We start from the raw sequence: 26,959 nt of genomic DNA, 5'->3' as shown, positions 1-26,959 counted from the left end.
ACGGTTCTAATATGCGTGGCGCAGTGGGGCCATCGCGCAATTGCTCGGAGGACAATTCAGCTTGTGCGTGTGCCTTCGCCGGGGCGGTACCGTCCGATCAATGCGCCTCGTCCCAATTGTTCGCTGCGCGTGCATCGACATGCAGCGGCACCGAGAGCAGCACGGCCGGGAACGGCGCGTCCTGCATCACGTGCTGCACGACGGGGAGCGTCGCCTCGACCTCCGCGTCCGGTACCTCGAAGATCAATTCGTCATGCACCTGCAGCAGCATCTGCGCAGACAGTTTCTTCAGGACCAGGGCATCCTCCATCCGCGTCATGGCGCGGCGGATGATGTCGGCGGCGGTGCCCTGGAGCCGGGCGTTGATCGCGGCGCGCTCGTTGAAGGCGCGCACCGAGGCGTTCGAAGCCTTGATGTCGGGATAGTACATCTTCCGTCCGAACAGCGTGGTGACGTAGCCGTGGTTCCGGCAGAAGTCGCGCGTCTCGTCCATGTAGGCGCGGATGCCGGGGAAGCGTTCGAAGTATTTCTTGATGTAGGCGGAGGCCTCTTCGCGCGCGATGCCGAGCTGGTTGGCAAGGCCGAATGCCGAAATGCCGTAGATGATGCCGAAATTGATCGCCTTGGCCCGGCGCCGGATTTCGCTCGGCATGCCCTTGATCGGCACGCCGAACATTTCCGATGCCGTCATGGCGTGAATGTCCAGACCGTCGCGAAACGCCTGCTGCAGCACGGGAATGTCGGCGATCTCGGCGAGCAGCCGCAGCTCGATCTGTGAATAGTCGGCGGAGACCAGCTTGTGCCCTGGCGTTGCGATGAAGGCGCGCCGGATCTTGCGCCCGTCCTCAGTGCGCACCGGAATGTTCTGCAAATTCGGCTCGTTCGACGACAGTCGGCCCGTCGTGGTCGCGGCCAGCGCGTAGGTCGTGTGGACGCGGTGGGTCTGGGGATTGACGTAGGTCGGCAGCGCGTCGGTGTAGGTCGATTTCAGCTTAGAGACCTGGCGCCACTCCAGGATCTTCCGCGGGAGCTCGTGGCCCTGCTCGGCGAGTTCGTCGAGCACCTGAGCGGTGGTCGACCACGCGCCGGTCTTGGTCTTGGTGCCGCCCGACAGTCCCATCTTGCCGAACAGGATGTCGCCGATCTGCTTCGGGCTGCCGACATTGACCGGCTCGCCCGCGATCTGCTGGATCTCGGCTTCGACACGGGCCGCAGTCTGGGCGAAGTCGCCGGAGAGACGCGACAGCACCTGACGATCGATCGAGATGCCGCGCCGCTCCATGCGTGCGAGCACCGCGACCAGCGGGCGTTCCAGCGTCTCGTAGACCGTGGTCATGTGCTCGGCGATGAGGCGCGGCTTCAGCACGCGCCAGACGCGCAAGGTCACGTCGGCGCCTTCCGCCGACAGCGACGCGGCCTTGTCGATCGGCACCTGGTCGAACGTGATCTTGCCCTTGCCGCTGCCGAGCAGCTCGTTGTCTTTGAGCATCGCGTGACCGAACCAGCGCTCGGACAGTTGCTCCAGCGCGTGCGAGCCGCGGCCGGCATCGAGCACGTAGGAGATCAGCTGCGCATCATCGGTGTTGCGCAGTGTGATGCCGTGCTGCGCCAGCATCACCGCGGTGAATTTGACTTCGAAGCCGATCTTGAGAATGCCTGGTGATTCCAGCACCGGCCGCAACGCTTCGATCGCATCAGTGTGCTTGACCTGGTCGGGCGCGAGGCCCGCGTCGAACAGGCCGGCGCCGCCGCCGGACTGCTTGTGCGCCAGCGGCACGTAGCAGGCCTCGTTCGGCGCCAGCGCCAGCGCGATACCGCAGAGGTCGGCCTGCATCGGATCGATCGAGTTTCCCCGGATCTCGACCGCGACATGGCCGGCATCGTGAATGCGCGCGATGAACGCGTTCAATTCCGCGAGCGTCTTGATGGCCTGGTACTTGCTGCGGTCGACCGGAAGCTTGCGCAAAGCCTCTTCCCGCGCGGCGGCGAGCGAAATCGGCGCGCCCTTCGGACTCGCGGCCTTGTCCTCCTTGCTCGCCGAAGGGTTGCGCTGGCCCACCGGAACTTGCGCCGGCGCGCCGGGTCCCGGGGCCGGCACGACGTCCGAAGGCGGCAGCGGCGAGAAGACGCTGGCGCCGCTGGAATAGCCGGGATCTGCATCGACGTTGGCCGGGTCAATCTGCGAGAATTCGGCGACGCGGCGCGTCAGCGTGGAAAACTCCATCGCCTTCAGGAACGCGATCAGCTTGCGCGCATCGGGCTCGTGGACGGCGAGATCGTCCAACGGGACGTCGAGGTCGACCTTGTCGTCGAGCAATACGAGCTGCCGCGAGATGCGCGCCTTCTCGGCGTTCTCGATCAGCGCCTCGCGCCGCTTCGGCTGCTTGATTTCGGTGGCGCGGAACAGCAATTGCTCGAGATCGCCATATTCGACGATCAGCTGCGCCGCGGTCTTGATGCCGATGCCGGGCACGCCAGGAACGTTGTCGGTGGAATCGCCGGCCAGCGCCTGCACTTCCACCACCTTCTCCGGCGGCACGCCAAACTTCTCGATCACCTCGGGGATGCCAATGCGGCGGTCCTTCATGGTGTCGTACATGGTGACGCAGTCGGTGACGAGCTGCATCAGGTCCTTGTCGGAGGACACGATTGTCGCGCTTGCGCCGCGCTCGCAGGCTTGCCGTACATAGGTCGCAATCAAATCGTCGGCCTCGAAGCCCACCTGTTCCAGGCAAGGCAGGTCGAAGGCGCGCACCGCCTCGCGGATCAGCGAAAATTGCGGGATCAGATCGTCCGGGGCCGGCTGCCGGTGTGCCTTGTACTCAGGATAGATCTTGTTGCGGAAGGTGATTTCCGACTTGTCGAAAATGATCGCCAGATGGGTCGGCCGGTTGTCCTCGGGCATCTCGCGCAACAGCTTCCACAGCATGTTGCAGAAGCCGAGCACGGCATTGACCTGCAAGCCGTCGGACTTGCGGTTCATCGGCGGCAGCGCATGGTAGGCGCGGAAGATGTAGCCGGAACCGTCGACCAGGAAGACATGATCGCCCTTGCCGGCCGCCTTCGCGGCAACGGGCTTGGCAGCAGCTGTCGCAGCAGCGGGCTTGGTTTCGGCGGCCTTGGGCGCGGCAGCCTTGGTGTCAGCTTGGGCGGTGGTCTTTGGGGAGCTCTTGGGCATGGCCGCAATGTATGAATTTTTGCGGGATTTGACAGCCTTGGGAGGTGGATTTTTGGCTTGCGGATGCCGCTATCCCCACTGTCATTTCCCGCATCCCCCGCTGTCATTCCCCGCGAAGGCGGGGAATCCAGTACGCTGCGGCTTCTCCGTATACGACTGCTGCCCTCTGGAATACTGGATCCCCGCCTTCGCGGGGATGACAGCAGAGTATCACTCCGCCGCCTGCAACACCGCGCTTGTCTTCTTCGGCGCGATCCAGAACGCATCGGGCCGCTCGAACAGGAAGTTGCCCCCAAGGCGCAGTGCGATCTGCCAGATTGCGAGCGAGCCGATCACGCCGGCGATGGTCACGATCAGCGACACCGCACCGATGTCGGGAATGATGCCCGTGCGCAAGAGCAGCGTCCGTGTCGCCGCCATCGGCAGGAAGAAGGCGAGATAGATCACGATCGAATGCTCGCCGCAGAAGCGGAAGACATTCAGCCATTGCACGCGCGCGAGCAGCGTGCCCATCGTGATGATGGCGCAGGCGCCGGCGAAGCCGAGCACGAGCGATACGATTTTCCATTCGCTGGCGCCGAGCGCAACGAGGCCGGCATTGACCAGCACCCATGTCGCGAGCGCTGTCAGCGCCCATGCGGGATGATTGCGCGCGCGGTCCGACAGCGCGAACACGTAGGGCGCGAACAGATAGCCCGAATAGAAATAGATGAAGCGCGCGCAGAACTCGTCGATCGCGGTCCAGCCGGTCGAAATGCGCGCCGTCTCCAGCGCGGCCGCGACGAGCCATATCGCGGGCTGCGGCATGCGCCGTGTCAGTTTTGTGACGACGAAGAAGATCGGCAGGAGGTAGATGAACCATAGCGTGCCGAACGGCTCGACGAAGGATTCCAGATATAGCAATCCGGCGTCGCGCCAGCTCGTTTCCGCTGCGAATGCGGGGGCCTTGAAGCCGAACTGGATTGTCACCCAGACGACATAGAAATAGGCGAAATGCACCATCTTGCGGTCGAGATAGGTTCGCCAGTCCCGGTCGATCACCAGTGACAGGAACAGACCCGAAATCAGGAAGAAATCCGGCATCCGGAATGGCTTCGCGAAGGCCACCAAAACATGCATGAAACCGGTCTCGCCGGCGGCAAGCTCGACCCCCAGCACCGAATGCATCATCACGACCATGACGATGCAGATGCCCTTGGCGTAATCGACCCAATCGACGCGCGCAGCAGCCGGGGCCTTGAGTCCCCCGCTCGCGGCGATTGTGCCTGATGGTGCCATGGTGTCTCTTTTCGAGGCGTGTTCCGCCAGCATCTGTGTGAACGCGGAGCAGTTTGCCGCCTTGCGGCTTACGATTTCTTTACTGGTACAATTGCTGTGCCGTTTTTTGCACGCGGGCTGTTCCCTCACCCCGGGAAAATGCTAAACCGCCGTGGAATTGGGGTTTTGTTAACCAAGCCAAACAGGGTTTTTCATGCGCATTGCTATGATCGGCACGGGCTATGTGGGACTGGTGTCCGGAGCCTGCTTTGCGGATTTCGGCCACGACGTCATCTGCGTCGACAAGGACGAGAAGAAGATCGCGGCCCTTCATCGCGGCGAGATCCCGATCTACGAGCCTGGGCTCGACGAGCTGGTGGCGACCAACGTCAAGGCCAAGCGGCTGGAGTTCACCACCGATTTGTCCAAGCCGGTTGCGGATGCCGATGCTGTCTTCATCGCGGTCGGCACGCCGTCGCGCCGCGGCGACGGCCATGCTGATCTGTCCTACGTCTATGCCGCTGCGAAAGAGATCGCGCAGTCGCTGTCCGGCTTCACCGTCGTCGTGACCAAGTCGACCGTTCCGGTCGGCACCGGCGACGAGGTCGAGCGCATCATCGGCGAGACCAATCCCAAAGCCGACGTCGTCGTCGCCTCGAATCCCGAATTCCTGCGCGAGGGCGCGGCGATCCGCGACTTCAAATTCCCCGACCGCATCGTCGTCGGCACCTCCGACGAGCGCGGCCGCAAGGTGATGAGCGATATCTATCGTCCGCTGTCGCTGAACCAGGCGCCGCTGATGTTCACGGAACGCCGCACCGCCGAGATGATCAAATACGCCGCCAACGCCTTCCTCGCGACCAAGATCACCTTCATCAACGAGATCGCGGACCTCTCCGAAAAGGTCGGCGCCAACGTGCAGGAGGTCGCGCGCGGCATTGGCCTGGACAACCGCATCGGCACCAAGTTCCTGCACGCCGGTCCGGGCTTCGGCGGCTCCTGCTTCCCAAAGGACACCAAGGCGCTGATCAAGATCGCGCAGGACTACGACGTGAGCTTGCGCATCGTCGAATCCGTGCTCGCGGTCAACGAGAACCGCAAGCGGGCGATGGCGCGAAAAGTGAGCCAGGCGCTCGGCGGTTCGCTGCGCGGCAAGACCATCGCCGTGCTCGGGCTCACCTTCAAGCCCGACACCGACGACATGCGCGACGCGCCGTCGATCCCGCTGGTGACCGGCCTGATCGACATGGGCGCGAAGGTGAAGGCCTTCGATCCCGTCGGCATGGAGCAGGCGAAGACTGAGCTGCCCAGCATCACTTATTGCGAAGACGCCTATTCCTGCGCGGAAGGCGCCGATGCGATCGTGATCGTCACCGAATGGGTGCAGTTCCGTGCGCTCGACCTCGACCGGCTGAAGGCAACCATGGCACAGCCCGTCATTGTCGACTTGCGCAACATCTACCGCCCCGAGGAGATGGCTGCGGCCGGCTTCGTCTATGAGAGTGTTGGACGGCCGCCGGTGCAGGGCTAGCGATCCGACCTCGCAACGATTCCGTCATGGCCGGGCTTGTCCCGGCCATCCACGTCTGTTTTCTAGTGTGACGACGTGGATGCCCGGCGACTTCCGTGCGAAGACGCGCTTCGCGCTTTTTGCTCGGGCGTGACGAATGGACAGGCCTTGCCCCTCAGTTTCGACACGCCCCTCCCGATCGATGCCGTGCTCGACGACCTCTCGCGCACGCTGGAGGCGCATCATGCCGCCGTGCTGGTGGCCCCTCCTGGCGCCGGCAAGACCACGCGCGTGCCACTGGCGCTGCTCGATGCCCCCTGGGCCAAAGGCAAGAAGATCATCGTGCTGGAGCCGCGGCGCATCGCGGCGCGCGCCAGCGCCGACCGCATGGCCAAATCACTCGGCGAACGCGCCGGCGAGACTGTCGGCTATCGCGTCCGCTTCGGCTCGAAGATCTCGCGCGCGACCCGCATCGAGGTGGTGACGGAGGGCATCTTCACCCGCCAGATTCTCGACGATCCCGAACTGTCGGGCATCGCCGCCGTGCTGTTCGACGAATTCCACGAGCGCTCGCTCGATGCCGACATGGGCCTGGCGCTGGCGCGCGACGCGCAGCTGGGCTTGCGCGAGGATTTGCGCATCCTCGTGATGTCGGCAACGCTCGATGGCGCCCGCGTGGCAAAATTGCTGGGCGAAGCGCCCGTCGTCGAAAGCGAGGGCCGCGCCTTTCCGGTCGAGACGCGCTATCTCGGCCGCAAGGCTGACGCGCCGATCGAGCGGCAGATGGCGGATGCGATCGCCTCGGCGCTGCGGGCCGATGCCGGCTCGGTGCTGGCGTTCCTGCCGGGCGCCGCCGAAATCCGCCGCACCCAGAATTTCCTCGCCGAACGCATACACGATTCCAGCATTGAAATCGTGCCGCTGTTTGGCGCGCTCGACGCCGCCGTGCAGGATCGTGCCATCTCGCCGGCGCCCAAGGGCACGCGCAAGGTGGTGCTGGCGACCTCGATCGCGGAGACCTCGCTCACCATCGAGGGCGTGCGCATCGTGGTCGATTCCGGTCTCGCCCGCGTGCCGCGCTACGAGCCCGACATCGGCTTGACCCGGCTCGAGACCGTGCGCGTCTCCCGCGCGGCGGCGGACCAGCGCCGCGGCCGCGCCGGCCGCACCGAGCCCGGTGTCTGCTACCGGCTCTGGGACGAACCTCAGACAGCCTCGCTAGCGCCCTACACCCAGCCCGAGATCCTCAGCGCCGATCTGTCCTCGCTGGTGCTCGATCTCGCGCAATGGGGCGTCGCCGATCCTGCCGCGCTGTCGTTTCTCGACCCGCCGCCGCAGCCGGCCTGGAAGGAAGCAAAAAGCCTGCTCTCCGAGCTCAACGCGCTCGATGGCGATGGCCGCATCACCGCGGAGGGCAAGAGCCTGCGCGCGCTGGCGCTGCCGCCGCGGCTCGCGCGCATGATCGTGGATTCGCACCGTGCCGGCGAAGGCGAGGCCGCCGCCGAGATCGCGGCCATCATCACCGAGCGCGGGCTCGGCGGCGACAGCGTCGATCTCGAGCACCGGCGCGATCAGTTCCGCCGCGACCGTTCCCCGCGTGCCGCAAGCGCGCGCGACCTCGCCCGGCGCTGGGCTTCGCAGGTGGCGGCGTCAGAGAAGGCGGCGACCGCAGAAGGTGACCTCTCGACCGGCCTGATGCTCGCCTACGCCTTCCCGGATCGCGTCGCGCGCAACCGCGGCAATGGCAGCTTCGTGCTCGCCAACGGCCGGGGTGCTGCGGTGGATCAGACCTCGTCGCTCGCGCGCACGCCTTATATCGCGGTCGGCGAGATGACCGGCACGGCGGCGAGCGGGCGCATTCTGCTCGCGGCGCAAATCTCGCAGGACGAGATCGAGCGGCATTTCGCCGAGCATATCGAATCCGTCGAGGAGATCTCGTTCGATCGCGGCGCGATGGCGCTGCGGGCGCGGCGCAAGCGCGCGCTGCACGCGATCACGCTCTCCGAGGCGACGCTCGCCGTGTCGCCCTCGGGGGACACTGCGCGCATCTTCGCCGACGGGTTGATCGCCGCCGGACTCGACCGGCTGCCCTGGTCGAAGGTAGCCAAACAATGGCGCGATCGCGTGATGTTTTTGCGCAGGGCCGAAGGCGACAGCTGGCCCGATCTCTCGGACGACGGATTGATCGCGCGGCGCGACGATTGGCTGGTGCCGGCGCTCTACGACATGATCGCGCTGAAGGATATTTCCGCCGGCGATCTCTCCGACGCGTTGATGGCTTTGTTGCCGTGGGAGATGCGCGCGCGGCTCGACCGCGAGGCGCCGACGCATTTCGAGGCCCCGACCGGCAGCGTGCTCGCGATCGACTATGAAGCCGAGCAGGGGCCGACCATCGCGGTGCGGCTGCAGGAATTGTTCGGCCTCAACACCCATCCCTCGATCGCCGCCGGCAAGGTGCCGCTGGTGCTGGAACTGCTGTCGCCGGCGCAGCGCCCGGTGCAGGTGACGCGCGATCTCCCCGGTTTCTGGCGCGGCAGCTACAGTGCCGTGCGGTCCGATTTGCGCGGCCGCTACCCGCGCCATCCCTGGCCGGAAGATCCGGCGAATGCGCTGCCGACCCGGCGGGTCAAGCCGCGCGGGACGTGAGGCGCAAGAAGACCCTCATGGTGGGGAGCGCGGCCCGCCCTTCACGGGCATCCTTCGAGACCCGCTCCTATGGAGCGCTCGTTAATCCAAGCACGGCACCGACCTCTAGCTGCCGCCGGAGTGGGGCTGTTTATCGCGGTAAATGGCGGCTCTGAGTTCGTCAATGAGTTATCATTTATGCGCTGCGGAGGCGCTCCGAACGAGCAAAAGCGTCACAAGCTCTCAGGATGAGGGTCTCACAAAATTGCATTCTGCCCGGAAATCGCTATTTTCCGCGGCCCGGAGGCCCCTTAGATGTCTGTTATCGATCTTGCCGCGAATCCGAGCGATCTGCGTGCGCTCGCCGAACAATCCAACGCCTGGCCGTTCGAGCAGGCGAAGGCCATTGTCGCGCGGCTGAAGAAAAGCCCGAAGGACGAGGTGCTGTTCGAGACCGGCTACGGGCCATCAGGCCTGCCGCATATCGGCACCTTCGGCGAGGTCGCGCGCACCTCGATGGTGCGGCACGCTTTTCATGTGCTGACCGAGAACAAGATCAAGACCCGCCTGCTCGCGTTCTCCGACGACATGGACGGGTTTCGGAAAGTGCCCGACAACGTCCCCAACAAGGAGATGCTGGCCGCGCATCTCGGCAAGCCGCTGACGCGGGTGCCGGATCCGTTCTCCAACGAATACCCGTCGTTCGGGCACCACAACAATGCGCGGCTGCGCGCCTTCCTCGATCATTTCGGCTTCGACTACGAATTCGCGAGCTCGACCGACTATTACACGTCCGGCCGTTTCGACGCGACGCTGCTCAAAATGCTCGCGGCCTACGACAAGGTGATGGCGATCATCCTGCCGACGCTCGGTCCCGACCGCCGCGCGACCTATTCGCCGTTCCTCCCCATCAGCAAGACCACGGGTGTCGTGCTGCAGGTGCCGATGATCCGCCGCGACGTTGCGGCCGGCACGGTGACCTACCTCGATCCCGATACCAACCAGGAAGTCGAGACGCCGGTCACCGGCGGCAACGTCAAGTGCCAATGGAAGGCCGATTGGGCGATGCGCTGGGTCGCGCTCGGCGTCGATTACGAGATGGCCGGCAAGGACCTGATCGACTCGGTCAAACTCTCCGGCGCGATCGCCAGGGCGCTCGGCGCCACGCCGCCGGAGGGCTTCAACTACGAGCTCTTCCTCGATGACAAGGGCCAGAAGATCTCGAAGTCGAAGGGCAATGGGCTGACCATCGACGAATGGCTGCGCTACGCCTCGCCGGAATCGCTGTCGCTGTTCATGTATCGCGAGCCGAAGGCGGCCAAGCGGCTGTATTTCGACGTCATCCCGCGCAATGTCGACGACTACCAGCAGTTCATCGACGGCTTTGCGAAGCAGGACGCCAGGCAGCAGCTCGGCAATCCGGTCTGGCATGTCCACAATGGCCATCCGCCGAAGTTCGACATGCCCGTCACGTTCCAGCTCCTGCTGACGCTGGTGTCGTCGTCGAATGCGGAGAATGCCGAGACACTGTGGGGTTTCATTGGTCGCTACCGACCCGGTGTGAGCCCGCAGACGCATCCCAAGCTCGACGCGATGGTCGGCTATGCCATCAACTATTATCGCGACTTCGTCGCGCCGACGAAGACGTTCCGCGAACCGACCGAGACCGAGCGCGCGGCGCTGCAGGATTTGCGGGATGCATTATCGCAGCTTCCGCAGGACGCCTCGGCCGAGGACATCCAGAACGTCGTCTACGAGATCGGCCGCCGCGAGCCGTTCCTCGACCAGGTCAAGAAGGGCAAGGACGGCCGTCCGGGCGTGACGCTCGACTGGTTCAACATGCTCTACCAGGTGCTGCTCGGCCAGGAAAAGGGCCCGCGCTTCGGCTCCTTTGTCGCGGTGTATGGCGTGCAGAACGCGGTCAACATGATCGACGGCGCGCTGGCGCGGAGTGCGTGAGGGCTACGGAACTGAGTTGTAGGCGCGACCTATCTCCCCGATTCGTCCTGGCGAAAGCCAGGACCCATAGCCACCGCCGGATGTGGTTACGGAGACTCGGAGTGGCCAATTGGTGCCACAACTTCTCCCGAGGTAATGGGTCCTGGCTTTCGCCAGGACGACACCGAGGCCTCACTGGCTTGCCCACACGATCCGCGCGATCCACACCACCTCGCTCGCCGCCATCCTGCGTTCGGCCTGCGTCGCATCGAGCGGCTGCAAATCCAGAGCCTTTGCGGTGCGGCGCTTCAGCGTCGCCACCGTCAGCTCGCCCGCGTTGGTCTTCACCACCACGCGATCGCCTTTGTGGATCGGCGCGCCGGGCGCGACCAGGATGATGTCGCCGTCGCGATAGGCGGGCGCAAGCGCTTCGCCGGACATCTGCAGCGCGAAGCTATGGTTGCCCTCGAAGGCGGGAAGGGCAAATTCGGTCCAGCCCTTGCCGACGGGAAAGCCGGACTCGTCGAAGGCGCCGCTCGCGCCCGCCAGTGCGAAGCCGAGCAGCGGCACCGAACGGCCGCCGCCTGCCTCGTCGCCGACCAGCCTGGCAAAAATGTCGATCGACGAATCTGCCGCCGCCAGCGCTTTCGCGATCGATTCGGTCGAGGGCCAACGCTCGCGGCCGTCGGAGGTAACGCGCTTGGACTTGTTGAAGGTGGTGGGATCGAGCCCGGCGCGCTTGGCGAGGCCGGACGGCGACAGGCCGGCACGCGCCGCCAGCCGATCCAGCGCGCCCCAGATCTGGTCGTGGGTGAGCATCCTCTGCGCTTTGGCCTGCCTGACCATGGAAGGTCCAGCCCGTCGCAACTCAGGAAAACTATCCTCAAATCAATCGGTTTTCCGTTTTCGGTGCAAGAGGCGGCGTCTAAGTCTTGAGTTCGGCAGGGGTGGCCTTTACGGTCCCGCCCGGGATTTAACGACCCACGAGAGACGAAAATCCCCAGGAGACTCAAAGAGCTGTCTCCCCGGGCAAACAGGGCTGCGTAAGCGGTGGTCAAGATCTACAAAATCTGTCCGGCCTCGGCCTGGCGCGAGGCGGAACGGCAGGGCGTTTATCGCGGCAGCGCGGACGATTCGCGCGACGGATTCATCCATTTCTCGACCGCCGCCCAGGTTCCCGAGACCCTGCAGAAGCATTATGTCGGGCAGCGCGCGCTGTTCCTGGTCGAGGTCGACGGCGATGCGCTCGGCAGCGCGTTGCGCTGGGAGCGCTCGCGCAATGAGGAGCTGTTTCCGCATCTCTATGGCGAGCTCGATCTCGGCGCGGTGATGGCTGTGATGAACCTCAACACGCGCTCCGACGGCGGCCACGATGTTCCGGAGCTTGCCCCGTGATCCGCGCTTTCGACGCTCTCTCGCTGCCGGTGCTGCGTTGGCTCGATCCGGAGGATGCGCATCGCCTCGCGATCCAGGGCCTGCGCTTCCTGCCGCCGGGCAAGCCGCACGCTGACGATCCCAAGCTTGCGGTGCGTGCGTTCGGGCTCAACTTCCCCAATCCGATCGGCATGGCCGCGGGCTTCGACAAGAGCGCCGAAGTGCCGGATGCGCTGCTGCGGCTCGGCTTCGGCTTCGTCGAGATCGGCTCGGTGACGCCGAAGCCGCAAAGCGGCAATCCGCGACCGCGGCTGTTTCGTCTGGAGCGCGACGAGGCCGTGATCAACCGCATGGGCTTCAACAATGACGGTGCGGAGACAGCCCTGCGCCGGCTTGCGGCGCGCGCGCAGCACGGCGGCATCGTCGGCGTCAATGTCGGCGCCAACAAGGATTCGCCCGATCGGGTCAATGATTACGTCAAGCTGATCGAGACCTTTGCGCCGGTCGCGAGCTATTTCACCGTCAACGTCTCCTCGCCGAACACGCCGGGCCTGCGCAATCTGCAGGAAGGCGCGCTGCTCGACGATCTCCTCGCCAGGGTGATCGACGCGCGCCAGCGGGTGCGCGAGAGCGCCGGCGACACGCCGGTGCTGCTCAAGATCGCGCCGGATTTGAGCCTCGCCCAGCTCGACGACGTCGTGCAGGTCGCGCGCTCGCGCCGGGTCGATGGCATGATCGTATCGAACACCACGATCGCGCGGCCGAGTACGCTGCGCGAGGAGATGCGCGCCAAGGAGCAGGGCGGCCTGTCCGGCCGGCCGCTGTTCCGGCTGTCGACGCGGATGGTCGCGGAGACCTATGTGCGCGTCGAGGGCGCATTCCCCCTGATCGGTGTCGGGGGGGTGGACTCGGGCGGCGCCGCGCTGACGAAGATCCGCGCCGGCGCGAGCCTGATCCAGCTCTATTCGTCGCTGGTCTACAAGGGCCTCGGCATCGTCGACGAGATCAAGCGTGACCTCGCCTCGACCCTATTGCGGACGGGGCGGGATTCTCTCTCCGAGATCGTCGGCTCCGACGCCGCCACGCTGACGGCGGAAGACTGGCCGGGGATGTAGGCGGTCTCGTGCCCCGAGCGCAGCGCAGCACGTTAGTGATGCACTGCTGAACCGGGGCCCACGCTCGCGGCATTCTGGGTCCCGGCTCCGCGCAGCAGCGTTTCACCCTGCAGCGTGTCCGGGACACGAGAGCTACGACCTCGAAAACGTCTTCCTGTACAGCGCCGGATAGCGCGCGGCCTGCAAGCCGCCGCGCGAGACGTAGGAGGCGATCAGCGCGCTCCACAGCCCGGCATTGCCGAACGATTGCAGCGCCCAACATGTGGCGAGGAAGATCGCGAGCGAGGCCAGCATCAGATTGCGCATCTCACGCGCCCAGGTCGCGCCGATATAGATGCCGTCGAAGCCGAAGGCGAACACGCCGGGAATCGGCGCGAGCACGACGAACGGCAGGAATTCCCGCGCGCCGCGACGGACGCTTTCGCTCGCCGTCATGAAATCGATTAAGTTCGGCCCGAATACCGCGAATAGCGCGGACACGACCAGCGCGAAGCCGAGCCCCCATAGCAGCACCAGCCGGGTCGAATCAGCAAATCCCCTGGCGTCGCGTGCGCCGAGCGTACGGCCGCAAAGCTGCTGGGCTGCGTTCGCTAGACCATCGAGAAAGAAGGCGCTGACCAGCAGAAAATTGTTGAGCACGGAATTCGCGGCCAGCGTGACGTCGCCGGCCCGCGCGCCCTTGGCGGTGAAGAACAAGAACACGGCGATCAGCGCCGCGGTACGGATCAGGATGTCGGAATTCACGGCCAGCAGCCGCATCAGCTTGGCCCGGTCGAACAGCTCTGCGTACGGCACCGCGAACCCACCGTCCGCATAGCGGCGGCAGACGATCATGCCGAGGCCGAATCCGGCCGCTTCAGACAGCAGCGCTGCGATCGCAGCACCTGCGATCCCGGTGTCGTAGACCAGCACCAGCAGGATCGTCGCCGCCGCGTTGACGAGATTGATGACGATTTGGAGCGCGAGCGCCGGGTTGGCGCGAGCCTGGCCGACCAGCCAGCCCAGGATAACATAATTGACGAGCGCCAGCGGCGCCGACCAGATCCGGATCACGAAGTAGGTTTTCGCCGCGCGCGTGACGCCTTCGCTGCCGCCCATCAGGTCGAACAGCACGGTGGCCAGCGGCAGTTGCAGCGCGATCAGTGCTACGCCGATCAAGCCGGCGACGATGAAGCCGCGCACCAGGATCGCGGTCAGCTCGCGCGTCTCGCCGGCGCCGAGCGCCTGCGCCGTGAAGGCGAGCGTGCTCATGCGCAGGAAACCGAACAGCCAGAACAGGCAATCGAAGATGACGGACGCGATGGCGACGCCGCCGAGCAGCGCGGCGTCGTCCAGCCGTCCGATCGCGGTGGTCGAGACCACGCCGATCAGTGGCGTGGTGAGGTTGGCGACCATCGCCGGGCCTGCGATGGCGAAGACCTGACGGGAACCGATCTTCAAGTGAACGGGTGCGTGCATGTCAGAACACGAGCACCATGCCGTCTTCGGCGGCGAGATGGGCGATGTCGTCGAGGCGCGACAGCACGTCTTCGCTCATATGGGTGAGCACGAGGCGTTTTGCGCCGATTTCGGGAAGGTGCTGTTCCAAGGTCGTCAGGCTGAGGTGATTCTTGACCACCTTCTCGTACATATAGGCTTCGGCGATGAAAAGGTCGGCGCCATGCGCCAGCGGAATGAGCGTCTCCGTCCATTCGGTATCGGCGCTGTAGGCCAGCGTGCGACCCTCGGCTTCGACGCGATAAGCGAGGAACGGTCCACCGGATTCGCCGTGCACGACGGGATAGGGCGTCACCGTCACCGCGCCGAAGCTTTGGCTCTGCTCGGGCGCGAGCTCGACGACGGACAGCTCGAAGCGCTGTTTCGTCTTCGAGGAGTGCTCGAACAGAGCCTCCATCACCTCACGCAGCCGCGTCTCGATGCCTTTGGGGCCGGCGATCGTGAGCGGCCGCGTCCGCCGCGAGAATTGTGCGTCGAGCAGGACAAACGGCAGCCCGGCAAAATGGTCGCCGTGGAAATGCGTGATCAGGATGAGATCGATCTCATTGCGGTCGATCTCCAGCCGCTTCAGTGCCGGCAAAGCCGACGCGCCGCAATCGATCAGGAAGTTGGCTTCGCGCCCCGAGACGTGGAAGCAGGTATTGAGCCTGCCGCCGGATCCGAAGGCGTCGCCGCAGCCGACAAAGCGCAATTGCATCGGCCGCCAGCTCCAAATCCTTTACCTGCGTGGCGCGCCGAAAACGCGCATCAGCAGCCAGATCGGAATCACGATGACAGCGCCGAGCAGGAAGTAGCGCCACAGCCAGTTCACGGTATCGAAGCCGAGATCCCACAAACGCTGGAACAGAAGACGAATGCTTAAGATGATATTCCAGGGGTCGAAGCCGATCGCCGCCAGCACGACGCCGACGAGGATCGAGAGCAGCACCAGGCGAAACGCGACCGCCAGCGGCGAGCCGCCGAGAAAGCGGTGCAGGCCGTCACTGCGGCCGGCCGGCAAATCTCTGACGTCGTGGGCCATCTCAAACTCCTCAGGGGATTCGACCTATCATAGGGCAAGGCGGGGACATGGGGAACCTGTGAGGGGGCGTCAATCGGCTTACGGGATTTTAATTCGGGCAAGCACACGCCCGGGGCTTCTTAAGCCTCAACCTCGGCCGCCTCCGCTTTCAGCATCTTTTCCAGCGTTTCCAGCCGGTCGGCCTCCCGCGGCGGCTTGTCCCAGCGCAGCCGGCTGATGCGGGGAAAGCGCATCGCGACGCCGGATTTGTGCCGTGGTGAGCGCTGCAGCCCCTCGAAGGCGACCTCCAGCACCAGCCCCTTGTCTGGCTCGTGCACGACGTGGCGGACGGGGCCGAATTTTTCGGTGGTATTGCGACGCACGAAGCGGTCGATCTGGAGCAGCTCCTCGTCCGTGAAGCCGAAATAGGCTTTTCCGACCGGCACCAGTTCGTCACTGCCCGGCCCTGCGGTCCAAACGCCGAAGGTGTAGTCGGAATAGTAGGACGAGCGCTTGCCGTGGCCGCGCTGCGCATACATCAGCACGGCGTCGATGATGTGCGGATCGCGCTTCCATTTCCACCATTGTCCCTTCGGCCGCCCCGGCAGATAGGGTGCGTCGCGCCGCTTCAGCATCACGCCTTCGACGGCGTCCGCGTCCTCGCCCGCACCAGCGCTGGCGGGATCGGCGCGTGCTGCGGTCAGCGCCTCCCAGCTTGCGAAGGCGACGGTGGGCGACAGATCGATGCGGGGATCGTCGAGCTTACCGATGAAGGTCTCCAGCCGTTCGCGCCGCTCCGCGAAAGGCAGCTCGCGCAAATCGTTCTCGTCGTCGCCGAGCAGATCGTAGGCGCGCAGATGAATCGGAAATTCCTTGATCAGCTTCGGAGACACGACCTTGCGGTTGAGCCGCTGCTGCAGAAAATTGAAACTTTGCACGCGCCCTTCGCGCAGGATCAGAAGCTCGCCGTCGATGGCGCCGGGCAGCCGCAGCGACGGCACGAGGTCCGGAAAGCTCCCGGTGATGTCCTCGCCGGTGCGCGAATAGAGCCGAGCGGTGATGTGGCCGTGCTCGTCGCGGCCGGCCACCGCCTGCACGCGGATGCCGTCCCATTTCCATTCGGCGATGTAGTCGGCGGGATCGAGTGCAGCGAAATCGGTGTCCTCGATCGCATGCGCCAGCATGACAGGACGGAACGGCGCGGGATCGCGATTGACTGGCTTGTCGCCGCGGCCTTCCAGCCAGGCGAACAGGTCGAGATAAGGCGGCGCGAGACCGGGCCAGATCAGCTCGACCTCATGCGGGTCCTTGTCGCCGAGCGCGGCGGCCGCGGTCTTTGCCAGGCGCGCGGAGATGCCGATGCGCAACGCGCCGGTGACGAGCTTCAACAGCGCCCAGCGGCCGGTCTCATCCAATTCGTCGAGCCAGCGCTCGAGCTGCTTCGGCAGCTCGGTCTTGCCGAGGGTGCGCAGGGTGGTGACCACCTCGGTGAGGGTTGGGGGAGGTGGGTTGTTGTGGACACCCACGGCCTTCGGCCACATCAGCGCGATTGTCTCGGAGAGATCGCCTACATAGTCCCAGGATAGGCCGAACAAGACCGGGTCAGTTCGCTGGGCGATAAGATCGCGCAGCAGAGAAGGTTTTGCGTGCTTGAAACTCAGCGCACCGGTCAGCGCGGCCAGCGCGTAGCCGCGATCGGGATCGGCGACCTCGCGAAAATAACTCGTGATCAGCCGCAGCTTGTTGTTGCGGCCGGGTTCGTAGGCGAGGCGGTCGAGAAGTTCGGCGAAGCGGTTCATGCTTCGGCCTCGTCAGCGAGCGGCGTCTCGGTCTCCTCCTCGTCGCCATAGCCGACGAGATCGAGCGGCCGCGACCGCAAACCCTTGCTTTGGCACCAATGCACCAGCGCGTCTTCCTGGCCATGGGTAACCCAGATCTCGCCGGCACCGGTCGCGGCGATCGTGGCGGTGAGGCCGTCCCAATCGGCGTGATCCGAGATCACCAGCGGCAGCTCGATGCCGCGTTGCCGCGCGCGGGCGCGCACCCGCATCCAGCCAGAGGCGAATGCCGTGACGGGATCGGGAAACCGGCGGGTCCAGAGATCGGATGTTGCAGAGGGCGGCGCCAGCGTGATGGTGCCGGCGAGCGCCGCCTTCTTGACGCCCTTCGCCGGCCGCAACTCGCCGAGCTCGATTCCGCGGCTCTGATAGTAATGCGTGATCTTCTCCATCGCGCCATGCAGATAGATCGGCGCGTCGTAACCCGCTTGGCGCAGCAGAGCGATCACGCGCTGCGCCTTGCCAAGCGAATAGGCGCCGACGAGATGCGCGCGCTCCGGAAATAGCGCCACCGACGCCAGCAGCTTCTTGACCTCGTCGGCCGCATCGCCATGGCGAAACACCGGCAGGCCGAACGTTGCCTCGGTGATGAAGACGTCGCAGCGTACGAGCTCGAACGGCGTGCAGGTCGGGTCGGGCGCATCCTTGTAGTCGCCGGAGGCGACGATGCAGGTGTCCTTGCAGGTGACCGCGACCTGCGCCGAACCGAGCACATGGCCGGCCGGGTGAAACTTCGCGCTGACGTCGCCGAGCCGGATCTCCTCGCCATAGTGGATTGCTTGGGTGGAGCCGGCAAAATTCTCGCCATAGCGCAGCCGCATCATGTCCAGCGTTTCCTGCGTCGCCAGCACCGCGCCGTGGCCGGCGCGGGCATGGTCGGAATGGCCGTGGGTGATCACGGCCCGCTCGACCGGCCGGACGGGGTCGATATGGAAGCCGCCCGGCTTACAGCATAGGCCGGCGGCAACTGGCAGCAGGATGTCTTGCGGACGCATGCCTGTTATATAGGTCGCGACCCCGCATCTTCGAGTCATCACCGCTTCGTTCCCTGGTTCCCACAATGCCCCTGCGCTTGTTCCTGACCTCCGGCGATCTCATGGCTGACCGCCGCTTCGAGTTCGCGCGCGACCTCCAGCTCAAGGGCGATCTGGCGGCCGCCGCCGACCTGCTGGAGCAGACCATCGAGATTGCGCCGAATTTCACCTCGGCCTGGTTCACGCTCGGCGAAATCCGCGCGCAACTCGGCGAGCGCGACAAGGCCATTGCGGCCTTTCGCAAATCGCGCGAGTCCGACCCGAGCGATCAGCATGGCGCTCATCTGCATCTGATACGCCTCGGCGATGCGCAATTGTCCGAGATGCCCAAGGCCTATGTGCAGGCCTTGTTCGATCAATACGCCCCGCGCTTCGAGCACGTGCTGATCAACGATCTCGGCTATCGCGCGCCGTCGCTGATCTTCAAGGCGGTGGTGGCTGCCCGCGTCGCCGCGAAGAAGCCCGCCCTGTTCAAGCGCGCCATCGATCTCGGCTGCGGTACGGGGCTCGCGGCCGCCGCCTTCGCCAAACAGGTCGACCAGTTCATCGGCATCGATCTGTCGCCCGGCATGGTCAAGGAGGCGCGAGCCACCGGCCTCTATGCCGAGCTCGAAGTCGCCGACATGATCGAAGGCCTGCGCAGCAGGAGCGAGGCGAGCGCAAACCTCGTCGTCGCTGCCGATGCGTTCGTCTATCTCCCCGATCTCGCACCGGTGCTCGGCGAAGCCAGGCGCGTGCTCGCGCCCGGCGGCGTGCTTGCGTTCACGCTGGAGACCCATGACGGCAGCGGCATCGTTCTCGGCGAAGGCCTGCGCTATGCCCATTCGGCGGAATATGTGCGCGATGCGATGGCGAAGGCCGGCCTCAAGCTCCTCACATTGGAGCAGGCCTCGCCACGCACCGAGAACAACGAACCGGTGGGCGGCCTCGTCGTGGTCGCCGAGAAAACTTGAGTTTAGGCGCTATAAGCGGCGCTTTAAGCGTCATTGCGTCGCAAAGCCGCGACTTCCCACTTGCGAGCCGTGCGGCGATGCCAGCACAATGCGCGCACCAGGGAGAAACAAACAATGACCAGGAATCCATCGCGGCGCGATTTCAGCGCCGCCGCGCTCGCGACCATCGCGGCCTCCACCTTGCCCGCGCCCTATGTCTGGGCCGCGGAGAAGAAATACGATTCCGGCGCCAGCGACACCGAGATCAAGATCGGGCAGACCGTGCCGCATTCCGGCCCCGGCTCGCTCTACGGCGTGCTCGGGCGCGTCGGCGAGGCCTATTTCCAGATGCTGAACGAAAAGGGCGGCATCAACGGACGCAAGGTCAAATTCCTCACCATGGATGATGTCTACAGCGCGCCGAAATGCGTCGAGGCGACGCGGCGCCTGGTCGAGCAGGAGGAGGTGCTCGCGCTCTACGGCTCGCTCGGCACCGCGCCGCAGACCGCCGTGCACAAATACCTCAACTCGAAGGGCGTGCCGCAGTTGCTGCTCAACACCGGCGCGTCGAAGTGGAATAACCCGAAAGAGTTCAAATGGACGATGGCTGGCTTGCCGCTCTATCCGACCGAGGCGCGGATCCTGGCGCGGCACGTCGTCAGCGTGAAGCCGAACGCGAAGGTCGGCATCCTGTACCAGAACGACGATTTCGGCCGCGACTTCCTCGGCCCCTTCAAGAAGGTTCTGGAAGACGCCGGCGGCACCGCCAAGGTGATCATGGAGCAGACCTACGATCTGACCGATCCGACGGTCGATTCCCAGCTCATCAACCTCTCGAAGTCGGGTGCGGACGTCTTCTACAACATCTCCACCGGCAAGGCCTCGTCGCAGTCGATCCGGAAAGTAGCCGAGCTCGGCTGGAAGCCGCTGCAGCTGCTGTCGGCCGGCTCGACCGGCCGCTCCATCCTCAATGCCGCGGGCCTCGAGAACGCCGCCGGCATCGTCGCCATCCGCTACAACAAGGAAGTCGGCCTGCCCAAATGGGAGAAGGACCCCGACGTCATGGCGTTCGAGGAGCTGCGCAAGAAGTACACGCCGGCGATCGATCAAGACAACACCATCGCCTTCGCCGGCTACGGCCAGGCCGTCACCATGGGCGAGATCCTGCGCCGCTGCGGCGACGAGCTCACCCGCGCCAACGTGCTGAAGCAGGCTTCCAACCTCAAAGGCTTCCACTCGCCTTATTTCCTCGACGGCGTCACTTACGACTACACGCCTGACGATTACACGCCGATGAAGACGCTCTTCATCTCCACCTTCACCGGCAAGGACTGGGACATCTCCGACAAGCCGATGTCGGAGTAGGGGCGCTTTCTTCTCCCCTTGTGGGAGAAGATGGCGCGAAGCGCCGGATGAGGGGGCTTTCTCCGCGTACTCGAACGATGCTCTTTCGCGGAGAGATACCCCTCACGCGTCTCGCCGCTTCGCGGCGATCCACCCTCTCCCACAAGGGGAGAGGGAACGGCAGTATCGCCCTCGTCGTTCACCCCCTCGACGAACCCGTCCCCACGGCTTACCTGTGATGCCGTGCCGCCCCGCATCCGCAAAATCCCGGTCGAACCTGCCGCGCTGCTGCCCGACCGCTTCAAGGCGTGGTTCGCGGCCCGCGGCTGGTCGCCGCGCGCGCATCAATTGGCGCTGCTGGAGAAGGCGCACGAGGACCGATCCGCATTGCTGATCGCGCCCACCGGCGCCGGCAAGACGCTGGCGGGATTCTTGCCGACGCTGGTCGAGCTGAGCTCCGCGCCCAAAGCTTCGGCGAAATCGGTGATCTCCACCGGCCGCAGTCTGCAACGCACCGGCGGCCTGCACACGCTCTACATCTCGCCGCTCAAGGCGCTCGCGGTCGATATCGCGCGCAACCTCGAGCGCCCCGTCGCCGAGATGGCGCTGCCGATCAAGATCGAGACCCGTACCGGCGACACGCCGACGTCGCGGCGGCAGCGGCAACGGCGCTATCCGCCGGACATTTTGCTGACGACGCCGGAGCAGCTTGCGCTGCTGCTGTCCTCCGACGACGCGCCGTTCCTGTTTTCCTCCTTGAAGCGCATCGTGCTCGACGAGCTGCACGCGCTGGTGACGTCCAAGCGCGGCGATCTGCTGTCGCTTGGACTCGCGCGGCTGTGGCGGTTGGCGCCGCAGATGCGGGCGATTGGCCTGTCGGCGACCGTGGCCGAGCCTGAATCGCTGGCGCGCTTCCTGGTGCCGCAGCCCGGCGGCAAGGAAGCGGCGGCCGACATCGTCCTTGCCGGCGGCGCCGCACCGCCGCTGGTCGAGATGATGGACACGCGCGAACGCCTGCCCTGGGCCGGCCACAGTGCGCGCCACGCACTTCCCGAGATCTACGAGCTGATCAAGGCGAACAAGACCACGCTGGTTTTCGTCAACACCCGCAGCCAGGCCGAGATGCTGTTCCAGAATCTCTGGAGCATGAACGACGACAATCTTGCCATCGCGCTGCATCACGGCTCGCTCGACGTCGCCCAGCGCCGCAAGGTCGAAGACGCGATGTCGGCGGGCAAACTGCGCGGCGTGGTCTGTACCTCCTCGCTCGATCTCGGCGTCGACTGGGGCGACGTCGATCTCGTCGTCAATATCGGCGCGCCCAAGGGCTCCTCGCGCCTGATGCAGCGCATCGGCCGCGCCAACCACCGGCTCGACGAAGCTTCGCGCGCGGTGCTGGTGCCCGCGAACCGATTCGAGGTGCTGGAGTGCCGCGTCGCGATCGACGCCATCGCGGAGAATGCGCAGGACACGCCGCCGCTGCGCCTGGGTGCGCTCGATGTGCTGGCCCAGCACGTGCTCGGCTGCGCCTGCGGCGAGCCGTTTTTCTCCGACGAGCTTTACGGTGAGGTCCGCACCGCCGCGCCCTACGCCGATCTCACGCGGCAGGACTTCGACGACGTGGTCGATTTCGTCGCCTCCGGCGGCTACGCGCTGAAGACCTATGAGCGTTTCGCGCGGATCAAGCAGGACAAGGAGGGACGCTGGCGCGTCGCCAATCCCAGGGTGCGGCAGAGCTACCGGATGAATGTCGGCACCATCGTCGAGGACGACATGCTCAAGGTGCGGCTGGTGCGCTCGCGCGGCGGAGGTCAAGGAAAAGCAGGCGGGTCGACCGGCGTGATCGCGCGCGGCGGCAGGCTGCTCGGCGAGATCGAGGAAGCCTTCATCGAGGGTCTCAGCCCGGGCGACACCTTCGTGTTCTCAGGAGAGGTGGTGCGCTACGAAACCCTGGTCGAAGACCAGGTCTATGTCTCGCGCGCCAACGACAAGGACCCGAAGGTGCCGTCCTATATGGGCGGCAAGTTTCCGCTCTCGACCTATCTTGCCGAACGGGTTCGCCGCCTGCTCGATGACGGGCGCGCGTGGGGCGCCTTGCCGGAGCAGGTGCGCGACTGGCTGTCGCTGCAAAAGGACGTCTCGCGCGTGCCGGCGGTGCGCGAGCTGCTGGTCGAGAGTTTTCCCCGCGCCAACAAGCATTACGTCGTCTGCTATCCCTTCGAAGGCCGTCTCGCGCATCAGACGCTCGGCATGCTCTTGACGCGCCGGCTGGAGCGCGCCCGCGCCCGGCCGCTCGGTTTCGTCGCCAATGAATATGCGATCGCGGTCTGGGCGCTCGGCGACATGTCCTCCATGATCCGGGACGGCAGGATCGACCTCGACGCGCTGTTCGATCCCGACATGCTCGGCGACGACCTCGAAGCGTGGCTTGCCGAATCCGCGCTGATGAAGCGCACGTTCCGCAATTGCGCGATCATCTCCGGCCTGATTGCGCGGCGGCACACCGGTGAGGAGAAGAGCCGCCGTCAGGTGCTGTTCTCGACCGATCTCGTTTACGACGTCCTGCGCAAGCACCAGGCCGATCACGTGCTGTTGCGCGCCGCCCGTGCCGATGCCGCCACTGGCCTGCTCGATCTGCGACGCCTCAGCGACATGCTCACCCGCATCCGGGGCCGCATCACGCATCGGGAACTCGACCACGTCTCCCCGCTCGCCGTCCCCGTGATGCTGGAAATCGGCCGCGAGTCAGTCTATGGCGAAGCTGGAGACGAGCTCCTGGCGGAGGCCGCCGACGAGCTCGTCAAAGAGGCGATGGGATAACAGCAGGTTTTGACGTGGGGGCAGGCGCGCTGGTTTCAGGGGATATCGAGGACATGCGCGTTTCGAATGTCAGCATCAGCAGCGTGACCTTCGCGGCCGATCTCTCCGGCGCGCTATTCTGGGAAGAGCAGCGCCTGCTCGTCGTCTCCGACCTGCATCTGGAAAAAGGTTCCAGCTTCGCCATGCGCGGCGTGCTGCTGCCGCCTTACGACACCATCGCGACGCTCAGTCGTCTCGCTGCTGTCATCTCCCGCCATGATCCCCGAATCGTCATCGCGCTCGGCGACAGTTTTCACGATCGCACGGCGCATGGACGGCTGTCGGCGGAGGATCGCGACGCGGTCGCCGCCTTGCAGGCTGGCCGCGACTGGATCTGGATCTCAGGCAATCACGATCCGGCGCTGCCGCGTGATCTCGGCGGCACCGTCGCCGACGAAGTTGCGATCGGTCCGATCACCTTCCGCCACGAGCCGACGGGCGCGAGCGGCGAGATCGCCGGCCATCTTCATCCCAAGGCGCGTGTCTCCGCGCGCGGCCGCTCGATGGAGCGCCGCTGTTTCGCCTGTGACGGCGAGCGTGCCGTGATGCCCGCCTTCGGCGCCTACGCCGGCGGCCTCAGCATCCGCGATGTGGCGTTTGCAAAGATCTTTCCAATGAACGGTTTTGTCGCGCACCTGCTCGGCGACCGCCGCGTCCACGCGATCGCCGCGTCACGGTGCAGCTAAGCCGCTTTCGCCTGCACGTCGTCGCAGAACTCCGCCAGCCGATCTGCCAGCCGCAACGTCGCGGGACTTGCGCCCGGCGCGGCCATCAGCGCCACTTCGGTCCGGTTGATCGGCGCAAAGCCGTCCTTCGCGCTCAGCACGCGGTGGTCGGACTGGATCGCCATCTCCGACAGGATGCTCAAGCCCATGCCGGCCGCGACCGCGGCCTGGATGCCGGCCAGGCTCGATGACGTATAGGACATGTGCCAAATGCGGCCCGCGCTTTCCAGCGCATGGATGGCGCCGGCGCGGTAGAGGCAGCCGAGCGGAAAGCCGATCAGCGGCACGGAGGCGACATCGGCGTGGATCGGATGGCTCTTGCTGGTCACCCAGTGCACCTGCTCCGGCCACACCGCAATCGCGCCTTTCTCTCCGGCCGCGCGCTTGAACAGCGCCAGATCGAGCTCGCCGCGATCGAGGTCGCGGGCGAGATTCTTGCTCTGGTCGGCGCGCACATCGAGCCGCAGGCCCGGATGCGAGCGCGAGAACGCGCCGAGCAGTTTCGCCAGCCGATACGCCGCAAAGTCCTCGGGGATGCCGAGCCGGATTGCGCCTTCGCCGTCGGGCTGGCGCAGCACGTCGCGCGCCTCTTCCGCAAGCGACAACAACCGCCGCGCATAGGACAGCAGCCGCTCGCCGGCTTCGGTGGGGCGCACGTCCTTGCCGTCGCGATGCAGCAGGACCTGGCCGACATCCTCCTCCAGCCGCTTGATCTGCTGGCTGACGGTCGATTGGGTGCGATGGACGCGCTCGCCGGCGCGGGTGAAGCCGCCGGCATCGACCACCGACACGAAGCTGCGCAGGAGCTCCAGATCGAGCATGGCTGCCTCCATTCGAAGATCCACTGGCTGGAAGTTAATCATTTAATTTCCAAATGACAAGCCGGCTCCCTAGATCGAGGGCTCAGGAGAATGCCCCTCATGTCGCTCGCCCCTTCGCTTGCCGTTCCGCGCAGCCGCTTCAACACGCTGCCGCTGGCCATCGGCCTGTTCTGCCTGCTCTGGAGCTACGCCTTCGTCGCCGGCAAGATCGGCGTGACCCATTGCCCGCCGCTGATCCTGCTCGCCGCGCGCTTCTCGCTCGCCGGCATCTTGATCCTCGGTGCCACGCTGGTCCGCGGCGACGACTGGTCGCTGTCCTGGCGCGATGCCGCGATCTTCGCCGTGCTCGGCGTCGCCAACAACGCGCTCTATCTCGGCCTCGGCTACACCGGACTGCAATCGGTCTCCGCCGGCCTCGGCGGCCTGATCGTGTCGGCCAATCCGGTGTTCACGGCGGGCCTCGCCGCGCTTCTGCTCGGCGAAGGCATGACCTGGCGCAAGGCGAGCGGCCTCCTGCTCGGAATCATCGGCGTGACCTTGATCGTCTGGCACCGCCTGGCGGTCGGCACCGACTCGCTGCACGGCATCGTGTTCACGCTGGCCTCGCTCGCCTCTCTCGTTGCCGGCACCATTTTGTTCAAGCTGCTCGCGCCGAAGGGCTCGCTGTGGGTCGGCAATGGCGTGCAGAATCTTGCCGCCGGCATCGTGCTGACGCCGGTGGCGCTCACCTTCGCCGACGTTCATGCCATCGACTTCACGCCGGGCCTGATCGGCGCCTTCGCCTTCCTCGTGCTCGGCGGCTCGATCCTGGCGTACTGGCTCTGGTTTCATTTCTTGAAAGTGTGTGGCGCGACGGCTGCCAGTGCCTATCATTTCCTGATGCCGCCGCTCGGCATGCTGTTTGCGTATCTCGTGCTCGGCGAACATGTCGAGGCGCGCGATCTGCTCGGAATCATCCCGGTCGCACTCGGCATCTACCTGGTGACGCGGCCCGCCAAATCCGTCTCGTAAGAGGAGTCCATCATGCCCATTTCCATCACCCTGATCGGCGGTCCCACTGCGCTGATCGAGATCGATGGCTTCCGTTTGCTCACCGATCCGACCTTCGATGACGCGCACACCGCCTATCAGCTGCCGCATGTGAAGCTGGAGAAGACGATCGGCCCTGCGCTCAAGGCCGATGCGATCGGCCCGATCGATGCCGTGCTGCTCAGCCACGACCAGCATTCGGACAATCTCGACAATTCCGGCCGCGACTTTCTCAAACATGTGAAGCGCGTGCTGACCACCGAGGCCGGCGCGCAGCGCCTCGGCGGGCATGTCGAAGGTTTGGCGCCGTGGGGCACGGCGCATCTGAAAGATCGTGACGGCAACTCGCTGACGATTACTGCGACCCCGGCGCGTCACGGGCCGGCCGGCATCGAGCCGCTGTCAGGCGACGTCATCGGCTTCGTGGTGTCGTCGAGCCGGACCGACACCACATCGGTCTACATCAGCGGCGACACCACCTGGTTCGACGGCGTCGCCGAGGTCGCGCGCCGTTTCAAATGCGGCGTGGTGATGCCTTTCGCCGGCGCCGCGCAAACGCGCGGGCCGTTCCATCTGACCATGGACACCAACGACACCATCGAGACCGCGCGCGCCTTCCCCGATGCGATGATCGTGCCGGTTCATACGGAGGGTTGGGCGCATTTCCGCCAGAACAGCGAGGATCTACGCAAGACCTTCGACGTGCTCGGCTTCGGGACGCGGCTGCGATTGCTCGAGCCCGGCGTGCCGACGGTGGTGCAGGCGCCGTAGCCCCGACTGTCATGCCCCGGCTTGACCGGGGCATCCAGTACGCCGCGGCGGTAATTGTGAGAGCGAGTCGCCTAACGCAGGCCTCTGGAATACTGGGTCGCCCGGTCGAGCC

At 65.4% G+C, this 26,959-nt stretch carries 20 protein-coding genes; 11 read left to right on the top strand and 9 right to left on the bottom strand.

Features of this window, described 5'->3' with window-relative positions; genetic code table 11:
- Positions 1 to 97 precede the first annotated feature (97 nt).
- Together polA and IVB36_RS29045 are read right to left on the bottom strand one after the other, a co-directional pair.
- A complete protein-coding gene (polA, locus tag IVB36_RS29050; RefSeq protein WP_018460043.1) occupies positions 98 to 3,178 on the bottom strand; it encodes a DNA polymerase I in 3,081 nt (1,026 codons plus the stop codon).
- A gap of 210 nt (positions 3,179 to 3,388) precedes the next feature.
- A complete protein-coding gene (locus IVB36_RS29045) occupies positions 3,389 to 4,456 on the bottom strand; it encodes an acyltransferase family protein (RefSeq protein ID WP_026233930.1) in 1,068 nt (355 codons plus the stop codon).
- A 193-nt stretch (positions 4,457 to 4,649) separates the two neighbouring features.
- Between IVB36_RS29045 and IVB36_RS29040 the strand changes: the two genes are divergently transcribed.
- The 3 genes from IVB36_RS29040 to IVB36_RS29030 all read left to right on the top strand — a co-directional run bounded on the left by IVB36_RS29040 (position 4,650) and on the right by IVB36_RS29030 (position 10,529).
- Positions 4,650 to 5,966: a UDP-glucose/GDP-mannose dehydrogenase family protein gene (locus IVB36_RS29040; RefSeq protein WP_018460041.1), complete on the top strand. Its 1,317-nt coding sequence runs from the start codon at positions 4,650 to 4,652 to the stop codon at positions 5,964 to 5,966.
- A 147-nt stretch (positions 5,967 to 6,113) separates the two neighbouring features.
- The gene (hrpB, locus tag IVB36_RS29035; protein WP_026233929.1) at positions 6,114 to 8,591 is read left to right on the top strand and encodes an ATP-dependent helicase HrpB; all 2,478 of its coding nucleotides are present in this window, start codon (positions 6,114 to 6,116) and stop codon (positions 8,589 to 8,591) included.
- Positions 8,592 to 8,885: 294 nt separating this feature from the next.
- Positions 8,886 to 10,529: a lysine--tRNA ligase gene (locus IVB36_RS29030; protein WP_018460039.1), complete on the top strand. Its 1,644-nt coding sequence runs from the start codon at positions 8,886 to 8,888 to the stop codon at positions 10,527 to 10,529.
- Between the two features lie 171 nt (positions 10,530 to 10,700).
- On the opposite strand, the gene IVB36_RS29025 is transcribed toward IVB36_RS29030, so the two are convergent.
- Positions 10,701 to 11,354, bottom strand: coding sequence for a helix-turn-helix transcriptional regulator (locus tag IVB36_RS29025; protein ID WP_018460038.1), 654 nt, complete (start codon positions 11,352 to 11,354; stop codon positions 10,701 to 10,703).
- Positions 11,355 to 11,558: 204 nt separating this feature from the next.
- On the opposite strand from IVB36_RS29025, the gene IVB36_RS29020 reads away from it, so the two are divergent.
- A complete protein-coding gene (locus IVB36_RS29020; RefSeq protein ID WP_018460037.1) occupies positions 11,559 to 11,903 on the top strand; it encodes a DUF952 domain-containing protein in 345 nt (114 codons plus the stop codon).
- The gene (locus IVB36_RS29015; RefSeq protein WP_018460036.1) at positions 11,900 to 12,997 is read left to right on the top strand and encodes a quinone-dependent dihydroorotate dehydrogenase; all 1,098 of its coding nucleotides are present in this window, start codon (positions 11,900 to 11,902) and stop codon (positions 12,995 to 12,997) included. Before IVB36_RS29020 ends, IVB36_RS29015 begins: the two co-directional genes overlap by 4 nt.
- A gap of 132 nt (positions 12,998 to 13,129) precedes the next feature.
- On the opposite strand, the gene IVB36_RS29010 is transcribed toward IVB36_RS29015, so the two are convergent.
- The 5 genes from IVB36_RS29010 to IVB36_RS28990 all read right to left on the bottom strand — a co-directional run bounded on the left by IVB36_RS29010 (position 13,130) and on the right by IVB36_RS28990 (position 18,327).
- Entirely contained in the window at positions 13,130 to 14,455 is a 1,326-nt protein-coding gene (locus IVB36_RS29010) for an MATE family efflux transporter (protein ID WP_026233928.1), read from the bottom strand.
- A 1-nt stretch (position 14,456) separates the two neighbouring features.
- Entirely contained in the window at positions 14,457 to 15,191 is a 735-nt protein-coding gene (locus IVB36_RS29005) for an MBL fold metallo-hydrolase (RefSeq protein WP_018460034.1), read from the bottom strand.
- A gap of 21 nt (positions 15,192 to 15,212) precedes the next feature.
- Complete coding sequence (locus IVB36_RS29000; protein WP_018460033.1) at positions 15,213 to 15,515, bottom strand: DUF6460 domain-containing protein; 303 nt, start codon at positions 15,513 to 15,515, stop codon at positions 15,213 to 15,215.
- A gap of 119 nt (positions 15,516 to 15,634) precedes the next feature.
- Positions 15,635 to 17,293: an ATP-dependent DNA ligase gene (locus IVB36_RS28995; RefSeq protein WP_018460032.1), complete on the bottom strand. Its 1,659-nt coding sequence runs from the start codon at positions 17,291 to 17,293 to the stop codon at positions 15,635 to 15,637.
- Positions 17,290 to 18,327 (bottom strand): ligase-associated DNA damage response exonuclease, encoded by a 1,038-nt coding sequence (locus IVB36_RS28990; protein WP_018460031.1) that lies wholly within the window; start codon positions 18,325 to 18,327, stop codon positions 17,290 to 17,292. The genes IVB36_RS28995 and IVB36_RS28990 overlap by 4 nt, the downstream gene beginning before the upstream one ends.
- A 65-nt stretch (positions 18,328 to 18,392) precedes the next feature.
- On the opposite strand from IVB36_RS28990, the gene IVB36_RS28985 reads away from it, so the two are divergent.
- The 4 genes from IVB36_RS28985 to pdeM all read left to right on the top strand — a co-directional run bounded on the left by IVB36_RS28985 (position 18,393) and on the right by pdeM (position 24,187).
- Positions 18,393 to 19,319 carry a methyltransferase domain-containing protein gene (locus IVB36_RS28985; protein WP_018460030.1) on the top strand — a complete coding sequence of 309 codons (927 nt, stop codon included), beginning with the start codon at positions 18,393 to 18,395 and terminating at the stop codon, positions 19,317 to 19,319.
- A gap of 114 nt (positions 19,320 to 19,433) precedes the next feature.
- On the top strand, positions 19,434 to 20,663 hold the full coding sequence (locus IVB36_RS28980; protein WP_247393467.1) for an ABC transporter substrate-binding protein: 1,230 nt from the start codon (positions 19,434 to 19,436) through the stop codon (positions 20,661 to 20,663).
- A 222-nt stretch (positions 20,664 to 20,885) separates the two neighbouring features.
- Positions 20,886 to 23,462 (top strand): ligase-associated DNA damage response DEXH box helicase, encoded by a 2,577-nt coding sequence (locus tag IVB36_RS28975; protein WP_247393469.1) that lies wholly within the window; start codon positions 20,886 to 20,888, stop codon positions 23,460 to 23,462.
- Between the two features lie 53 nt (positions 23,463 to 23,515).
- Positions 23,516 to 24,187, top strand: coding sequence for a ligase-associated DNA damage response endonuclease PdeM (gene pdeM / locus IVB36_RS28970; RefSeq protein ID WP_018460027.1), 672 nt, complete (start codon positions 23,516 to 23,518; stop codon positions 24,185 to 24,187).
- Here the strand turns inward: pdeM and IVB36_RS28965 are convergent.
- Entirely contained in the window at positions 24,184 to 25,047 is an 864-nt protein-coding gene (locus tag IVB36_RS28965; RefSeq protein WP_026233925.1) for a LysR family transcriptional regulator, read from the bottom strand. The genes pdeM and IVB36_RS28965 overlap by 4 nt on opposite strands.
- A gap of 99 nt (positions 25,048 to 25,146) precedes the next feature.
- Between IVB36_RS28965 and IVB36_RS28960 the strand changes: the two genes are divergently transcribed.
- Together IVB36_RS28960 and IVB36_RS28955 are read left to right on the top strand one after the other, a co-directional pair.
- Positions 25,147 to 26,058, top strand: a complete 912-nt coding sequence (locus IVB36_RS28960; protein ID WP_018460025.1) for a DMT family transporter — start codon at positions 25,147 to 25,149, stop codon at positions 26,056 to 26,058.
- Between the two features lie 12 nt (positions 26,059 to 26,070).
- Positions 26,071 to 26,847 carry an MBL fold metallo-hydrolase gene (locus tag IVB36_RS28955; protein WP_018460024.1) on the top strand — a complete coding sequence of 259 codons (777 nt, stop codon included), beginning with the start codon at positions 26,071 to 26,073 and terminating at the stop codon, positions 26,845 to 26,847.
- The last annotated feature ends 112 nt before the right edge of the window (positions 26,848 to 26,959 follow it).

The sequence above is a fragment of the Bradyrhizobium sp. 35 genome, assembly GCF_023073215.1.
Classification (GTDB): Bacteria; Pseudomonadota; Alphaproteobacteria; order Rhizobiales; family Xanthobacteraceae; genus Bradyrhizobium; species Bradyrhizobium canariense_D.
Note: the sequence above shows the minus strand (reverse complement) of the source record. Positions and strands in the feature narration are given on the sequence as shown.

Bases quoted from the DNA above. Each gene is read 5' to 3' on its own strand.
- polA (WP_018460043.1), bottom strand. From the start codon at position 3,178: ATGCCCAAGAGCTCCCCAAAGACCACCGCCCAAGCTGACACCAAGGCT.
- IVB36_RS29045 (WP_026233930.1), bottom strand. From the start codon at position 4,456: ATGGCACCATCAGGCACAATCGCCGCGAGCGGGGGACTCAAGGCCCCG.
- IVB36_RS29040 (WP_018460041.1), top strand. From the start codon at position 4,650: ATGCGCATTGCTATGATCGGCACGGGCTATGTGGGACTGGTGTCCGGA.
- IVB36_RS29030 (WP_018460039.1), top strand. From the start codon at position 8,886: ATGTCTGTTATCGATCTTGCCGCGAATCCGAGCGATCTGCGTGCGCTC.
- IVB36_RS29025 (WP_018460038.1), bottom strand. From the start codon at position 11,354: ATGGTCAGGCAGGCCAAAGCGCAGAGGATGCTCACCCACGACCAGATC.
- IVB36_RS29010 (WP_026233928.1), bottom strand. From the start codon at position 14,455: ATGCACGCACCCGTTCACTTGAAGATCGGTTCCCGTCAGGTCTTCGCC.
- IVB36_RS29005 (WP_018460034.1), bottom strand. From the start codon at position 15,191: ATGCAATTGCGCTTTGTCGGCTGCGGCGACGCCTTCGGATCCGGCGGC.
- IVB36_RS29000 (WP_018460033.1), bottom strand. From the start codon at position 15,515: ATGGCCCACGACGTCAGAGATTTGCCGGCCGGCCGCAGTGACGGCCTG.
- IVB36_RS28995 (WP_018460032.1), bottom strand. From the start codon at position 17,293: ATGAACCGCTTCGCCGAACTTCTCGACCGCCTCGCCTACGAACCCGGC.
- IVB36_RS28990 (WP_018460031.1), bottom strand. From the start codon at position 18,327: ATGCGTCCGCAAGACATCCTGCTGCCAGTTGCCGCCGGCCTATGCTGT.
- IVB36_RS28985 (WP_018460030.1), top strand. From the start codon at position 18,393: ATGCCCCTGCGCTTGTTCCTGACCTCCGGCGATCTCATGGCTGACCGC.
- IVB36_RS28980 (WP_247393467.1), top strand. From the start codon at position 19,434: ATGACCAGGAATCCATCGCGGCGCGATTTCAGCGCCGCCGCGCTCGCG.
- pdeM (WP_018460027.1), top strand. From the start codon at position 23,516: ATGCGCGTTTCGAATGTCAGCATCAGCAGCGTGACCTTCGCGGCCGAT.
- IVB36_RS28965 (WP_026233925.1), bottom strand. From the start codon at position 25,047: ATGCTCGATCTGGAGCTCCTGCGCAGCTTCGTGTCGGTGGTCGATGCC.
- IVB36_RS28960 (WP_018460025.1), top strand. From the start codon at position 25,147: ATGTCGCTCGCCCCTTCGCTTGCCGTTCCGCGCAGCCGCTTCAACACG.
- IVB36_RS28955 (WP_018460024.1), top strand. From the start codon at position 26,071: ATGCCCATTTCCATCACCCTGATCGGCGGTCCCACTGCGCTGATCGAG.